Origin of the sequence: Mesorhizobium sp. M7A.F.Ca.CA.004.06.1.1, from assembly GCF_003999135.1 — a bacterium.
In the GTDB taxonomy this organism is placed as follows: domain Bacteria; phylum Pseudomonadota; class Alphaproteobacteria; order Rhizobiales; family Rhizobiaceae; genus Mesorhizobium.
In genome coordinates, this window is record NZ_RZPQ01000340.1 from 1 (window position 1) to 6121 (window position 6121).

At 60.7% G+C, this 6121-nt stretch carries 5 protein-coding genes and 1 pseudogene; all 6 read left to right on the forward strand.

What is annotated here, in order from left to right; translation table 11 throughout:
• Positions 1-183: 183 nt before the first annotated feature.
• Positions 184-951, forward strand: coding sequence for a DeoR/GlpR family DNA-binding transcription regulator (locus EN906_RS19710; RefSeq protein ID WP_127258922.1), 768 nt, complete (start codon positions 184-186; stop codon positions 949-951).
• A 125-nt stretch (positions 952-1076) separates the two neighbouring features.
• Entirely contained in the window at positions 1077-2603 is a 1527-nt protein-coding gene (gene glpD, locus EN906_RS19715) for a glycerol-3-phosphate dehydrogenase (RefSeq protein WP_127269022.1), read from the forward strand.
• 42 nt (positions 2604-2645) lie between these two features.
• Positions 2646-3725 carry an ABC transporter ATP-binding protein gene (locus tag EN906_RS19720; RefSeq protein WP_127269023.1) on the forward strand — a complete coding sequence of 360 codons (1080 nt, stop codon included), beginning with the start codon at positions 2646-2648 and terminating at the stop codon, positions 3723-3725.
• 9 nt (positions 3726-3734) lie between these two features.
• Complete coding sequence (locus EN906_RS19725) at positions 3735-4802, forward strand: ABC transporter ATP-binding protein (RefSeq protein ID WP_127269024.1); 1068 nt, start codon at positions 3735-3737, stop codon at positions 4800-4802.
• Positions 4803-5669, forward strand: a complete 867-nt coding sequence (locus EN906_RS19730; RefSeq protein ID WP_127272310.1) for a sugar ABC transporter permease — start codon at positions 4803-4805, stop codon at positions 5667-5669. It abuts the gene before it with no gap.
• Between the two features lies 1 nt (position 5670).
• Positions 5671-6121: pseudogene (locus EN906_RS19735) on the forward strand (carbohydrate ABC transporter permease); the annotation flags it as partial.

Here is a 6121-nt window from a genome sequence, read left to right on the forward strand (position 1 = left end):
CCGATGTTGATACGGCCTTCACCGTCATCACGGAAATCGCGCGCGCAATGGATTGATCGGGCACAATCTGGTTTGCGTTCGTATTCACCTTGGCAATCACATGCATTTCATTAGCCGGCTTATGCCTTTTCATCGGTTTCGTTTTCGACTATAGACAAGAAAAACGAAAACGGGAGGTTGCCTATGTATCTGTCGCCGCGCCATGCCGAGATTATCCAGATGGCCAAGGATCATGGCCGCGTGCTGGTCGATGATCTGGCCACCCACTTCAATGTGACGCCGCAGACCATACGCAAGGACCTCAACGATTTGTGCGACCAGCGGCTGCTCTCGCGCATCCATGGCGGCGCGTTGTATCCCTCCGGCATCGAGAACATGGAATATGAGGCGAGACGCAAGATCGCCGCCGACGAGAAGGAGGCGATCGGCCGTGCGGCCGCCAGGCTGATCCCCGACAATGCCTCGCTGTTCATCAACATCGGCACCACGACCGAGTCGGTCAGCAAGGCGTTGCTCGATCACAACGGGCTCATGGTCATCACCAATAACATCAATGTTGCCAATAGGATGCGGATATATCCCTCGATCGAGGTGGTGATCGCCGGCGGGGTTGTGCGCGGTTCCGATGGCGGTGTGGTCGGCGAAGCGGCGGTCGACTTCATCAGGCAGTTCAAGGTCGACTATGCGGTGATCGGTGCATCCGCCATCGACCATGACGGCGCCTTGCTCGATTTCGATTTTCGCGAGGTCAAGGTGGCGCAGGCGATCATCGCCAATGCAAGGCATGTCATCCTGGTTTCCGACCAGACCAAATTCGAGCGAACCGCACCGGTGCGCATCGGCCATCTGTCGCAGGTCAACACCTTCATCACCGATCGTTGCGACATCCCGTCAGTGCGCAAGATCTGCCAGGAGGCCGAGGTTCAGTTGATCGAGACGTCGCTCGCCTAGGCGGTTTCTGCCCGATATCACGCGCTCGTGATATTTCGTTTGACATTCGTTATCATTTCGAAATAATTCCGACACGGTTTCGTAAAAGCCCAAAAATGGTGCAATGCGAAATCGTTGGAGGAATTGTGGACGCATCTCCGATCCGTGACATTTTCGTCATAGGTGGCGGCATCAATGGCTGCGGCATTGCCCGTGATGCCGTCGGTCGTGGCTTTTCCGTGTTTCTCGCCGAGATGAACGACCTAGCCAGCGGAACCTCCTCGGGTTCGACCAAATTGATCCATGGCGGCCTGCGCTACCTCGAATTCTACGAATTCCGCCTGGTGCGAGAGGCGCTGATGGAGCGCGAGGTTTTGTGGAAGAACGCGCCGCACATCATCTGGCCGATGCGGTTCGTGCTGCCCTATGCCAAAGGCCTGCGTCCGGCCTGGCTGATCAGGCTCGGTCTCTTCCTCTACGATCACATTGGCGGGCGCAAATTGCTGCCCGCGACCCGGACGCTGGACATGGCCAGGGATCCGGCCGGCAAGCCTTTGAAGCCGCTGTTCAAGAAGGCCTTCGAATATTCGGATGGCTGGGTCAATGATGCGCGACTGGTGGCGCTGAACGCGCGTGATGCCGCCGACCGCGGCGCCACGGTCCGCACCCGCACGAAAGTGACCGGCGCGCGCCGCGAAAACGGCCTGTGGGCAATCCAGATCGAGGACCTGCAGACCGGCGAGACCGAGGAGATCAAGGCGCGACTGCTGGTCAATGCCGCCGGCCCCTGGGTCGATCATGTGCTGTCCGGCGTCGTCGGGCTCAACGATGTGCACAATGTCCGCCTCGTGCAGGGCAGCCACATTGTCATCGCCAGGAAGTTCGACGATCCACGCGCCTATTTCTTCCAGAACAAGGATGGCCGCATCATCTTCGCCATTCCCTATGAGGAAGAGTTCACACTGATCGGCACCACCGACCAGGATTATCCCGGCGATCCGCATGACGTGAAGATCAGCGACACCGAGATCGATTACCTCTGCGCCGCGGCAAGCGAATATTTCGCCCAACCCGTCAAGCGCTCGGACATCGTCTGGACCTATTCGGCCGTCCGTCCGCTCTATGATGACGGAGCCTCCAAGGCGCAGGAAGCGACGCGGGACTATGTGCTCAAGGCCGATGGCGGCGACGGCGCCGCCCCAATTGTCAATGCTTTTGGCGGCAAGATCACCACCTATCGCCGGCTGTCGGAATCGATGCTGGAAAAGATCGAGAGTTTTCTCGGCAAACGCGGCAAGCCGTGGACGGCAAACGCGCCGCTGCCGGGCGGCGATTTCCCGGCCACCGGTTTCGATGCCGAAGTGGCGAAATTGAAAACCGCTTATCCATTCCTCGACGCGCGCCTGGCTCGCCGGTTGACCCGGCTCTATGGAACCCGCGCGAGGATGCTGCTGGGGCTGGCCAAATCGAACGTCGATCTCGGCCGCAACTTCGGCGCCGATCTCTACGAGGCCGAGGTGCGCTATCTCGTTCAAAACGAATGGGCCGTCACATCAGAAGATGTATTGTGGCGCCGGACCAAGCGCGGTCTGCATCTCAGCCGCGAGCAGGTGGCGGCGCTCGATGAGTTCATGCGCGGCATAAGCCGGCGCCATGTCGCGGCTGCCGAATGAAGAGGGGTTTGAGCTGATGCGGAAGGCCTGGGAGGAGGCGTCATGCTGGAACTGAGAAACGTCACCAAGGCGGTCGGCGCGGTCGAGCATATAAGCGACGTGTCGCTGACGCTCCAGCACGGCTCGCTCAACGTCCTGCTCGGACCTACGCTTTCCGGCAAGACAAGCCTGATGCGGCTGATGGCCGGCCTGGACGTGCCGACCTCCGGTTCGATCTGGTTCGACGGCCAGAATGTCACCGGTGTGCCGGTGCAGAAGCGCAAGATCGCCATGGTCTACCAACAGTTCATCAACTATCCGGCGATGACCGTTTATGAGAACATTGCTTCGCCGCTGCGGGTGGCCGGCATCGAGCAGGCCAGGATCGACAGCCAGGTGCGTGAAGCCGCGGCTCTTCTCAAGCTGACGCCCTATCTCGACCGCACGCCGCTCAGCCTGTCCGGTGGCCAGCAGCAGCGCACCGCGCTGGCGCGCGCCATCGTCAAGAACGCAAGCCTGGTCCTGCTCGACGAACCGCTCGCCAATCTCGACTACAAATTGCGCGAGGAACTGCGCGCCGAATTGCCCAGGATATTCGCCGCCGCCGGCACCATCTTCGTCTACGCCACGACCGAGCCGCACGAGGCGCTGCTGCTCGGCGGCAACACGGCGACGCTTTCGCAAGGCAAGATCACCCAGTTCGGACCGACCATCGAGGTGTTCCGCAAGCCGGTAGATCTGGTGACAGCCAGGACATTTTCCGATCCACCGCTCAATACTATAGTGCTTGCCAAGAAGGGCCGGGATTTCCTGCTCGAGGGCGGCGTGAACCTGCCGGTGCCGGCCGAGCTCTCCGGCATTGCCGATGCCATGTACACGATCGGTTTTCAGCCGCACCACCTGTCGCTCGAGCGGCCCAATGCGGCGGCCGTACCGGTGCGCGCCAAGGTGACGATCACCGAGATCACCGGATCGGAGAGCTTCATCCATCTCGATTTCGCCGATGCGCGCTGGGTCATGCTGACCCATGGTATCAGGCATTTCGAGCCGGACGAGGTGGTCGAGGTGTTCATCGATCCGCGCCACATCATGGTTTTCGACGAGCACGGCAGCGCCGTGACTGCGCCGAAGCTGGCGGCTTGAGGGCAAGAGATGGCACGCATCGACGTCAACCATGTCAGGCATTCCTACCTGCCGAACCCGCAGAAGGATGCCGATTTCGCGCTGCGGGAAGTGCATCATGTCTTCGAGGACGGCGGCGCCTATGCGCTGCTCGGGCCCTCCGGTTGCGGCAAGACCACGCTGCTCAACATCATTTCGGGATTGTTGCACCCCTCGCACGGCCAGTTGCTGTTCAACGGCAAGGACGTGACCAATTTGTCGACGCAGGAGCGCAACATCGCGCAGGTGTTCCAGTTCCCGGTCATTTACGACACCATGACCGTCTACGACAATCTGGCCTTCCCGCTGCGCAACCGCGGTGTGCCGGAAGCCGATGTCGACCGCAAGGTTCGCGAGACGCTGGAGATGATCGATCTGGCGTCGTGGGCGAAGAAGAAGGCGAGGGGCCTGACCGCCGACCAGAAGCAGAAGATCTCGCTCGGCCGCGGGCTGGTGCGCTCCGACGTCAACGCCATCCTGTTCGACGAGCCGCTGACCGTCATCGATCCGCACATGAAGTGGGTGCTGCGCTCGCAGCTGAAGCAGTTGCACCGCCGCTTTGGCTACACCATGGTCTATGTGACCCACGACCAGACCGAGGCGCTGACCTTCGCCGAGCAGGTCGTGGTCATGTATGATGGCGGCATCGTGCAGATCGGCACACCGGCCGAATTGTTCGAACGCCCGCGCCATACCTTCGTCGGTTATTTCATAGGCTCGCCAGGCATGAACGTCATGCCGGTGGCGATCGACGGCAAGACGGCGACGCTCGGCTCGCAGCGCATCGAACTGCCGGGCGCACCCAAGGCAGCCAGCGGCGCCGTCGAGCTCGGCATCCGTCCCGAATATGTCCGGCTCGGCCGCGAAGGCATGACCGTGCAGGTCAGCAAGGTCGAGGATCTCGGTCGCCACAAGGTGGTGCGCGCCAAGCTCGAAGGCCGCGATATCTCTGCCGTGATCGGTGAGGACGAGACCCTGCCTGCCGATCCGAAGGTGCGGTTCGACCCGGCCGGCATCAACATCTATGCCGATTCCTGGCGTGTCGAGATGGAGGCCTAGATGGAGAAGACCTGGAACAACAAGGCCTGGTTCATGGTGCTGCCGGTCCTCCTGCTGGTGGCGTTCTCGGCGGTGATCCCGCTGATGACGGTGGTCAACTATTCGGTGCAGGACACGTTCGGAAACAACGTCTTCTTCTGGAACGGCTCGGACTGGTACACCGAAATCCTGGAGTCGGAACGCTTCTGGCTGTCGATGGTCCGCAACCTGATCTTTTCCGCAACCATCCTCGCCATCGAGATCCCGCTCGGCATCTTCATCGCTCTCAACATGCCCAAGAAAGGCTGGGGCGTGCCGGTCTGCCTGGTTCTGATGGCTCTGCCGCTGCTGATCCCGTGGAACGTCGTCGGCACGATTTGGCAGGTGTTCGGCCGCATCGACATTGGCCTGCTCGGCTACACGCTGTCGTCGCTCGGCTTCGACTACAACTACGTCAACGATCCGACCGACGCCTGGGTGACGGTCATCCTGATGGACGTCTGGCACTGGACAAGCCTCGTCGTTCTGCTTTGCTACGCCGGACTGGTCTCGATCCCCGATGCCTTCTACCAGGCGGCCAAGATCGACGGCGCCTCACGCTGGGCAGTGTTCCGCTACATCCAGCTGCCGAAGATGAACCGCGTGCTTCTGATCGCGGTGCTGCTGCGCTTCATGGACTCATTCATGATCTACACCGAGCCGTTCGTCGTCACGGGCGGAGGCCCAGGCAATTCGACGACGTTCCTGTCGATAGACCTGGTCAAGATTGCCATCGGCCAGTTCGATCTCGGGCCGGCGGCGGCCATGTCGATCATCTACTTCCTGATCATCCTTTTGCTGTCATGGGTGTTCTACACCGTCATGACCAATGTCGATGCGGAGCGCTGAGATGAGCGGCGCCAACGAAGGAACGACGAGGCAGGACCGGGTGCGTGAGACGGCCGTTTCGGACGGGCTCGCCAGCACATTGTCGCAGGACCAGCTTGCGCGGCTGATGCGCCGGCGCGGCGAAGAATCCCGGTTCTGGTGGTTGGTGCCGACGATCTACATCATCTTTCTGATGCTGCCGATCTACTGGCTGGTCAATATGAGCTTCAAGACCAATCAGGAGATCCTGGGCGCCTTTTCGCTGTGGCCGAAGAGCCCGACCCTGGCCAACTACATCGTGATTTTCACCGACCCGTCCTGGTACAAGGGCTACATCAATTCGATCATCTATGTCGTCATGAACATGGTGATCTCGGTTTCGGTGGCGCTGCCGGCTGCCTACGCTTTCTCGCGCTACCGGTTCCTCGGCGACAAGCACCTCTTCTTCTGGCTATTGACCAACCGCATGGCGC

Bases quoted from the DNA above. Each gene is read 5' to 3' on its own strand.
- EN906_RS19720 (WP_127269023.1), top strand. From the start codon at position 2,646: ATGCTGGAACTGAGAAACGTCACCAAGGCGGTCGGCGCGGTCGAGCAT.
- EN906_RS19710 (WP_127258922.1), top strand. From the start codon at position 184: ATGTATCTGTCGCCGCGCCATGCCGAGATTATCCAGATGGCCAAGGAT.
- EN906_RS19730 (WP_127272310.1), top strand. From the start codon at position 4,803: ATGGAGAAGACCTGGAACAACAAGGCCTGGTTCATGGTGCTGCCGGTC.
- EN906_RS19725 (WP_127269024.1), top strand. From the start codon at position 3,735: ATGGCACGCATCGACGTCAACCATGTCAGGCATTCCTACCTGCCGAAC.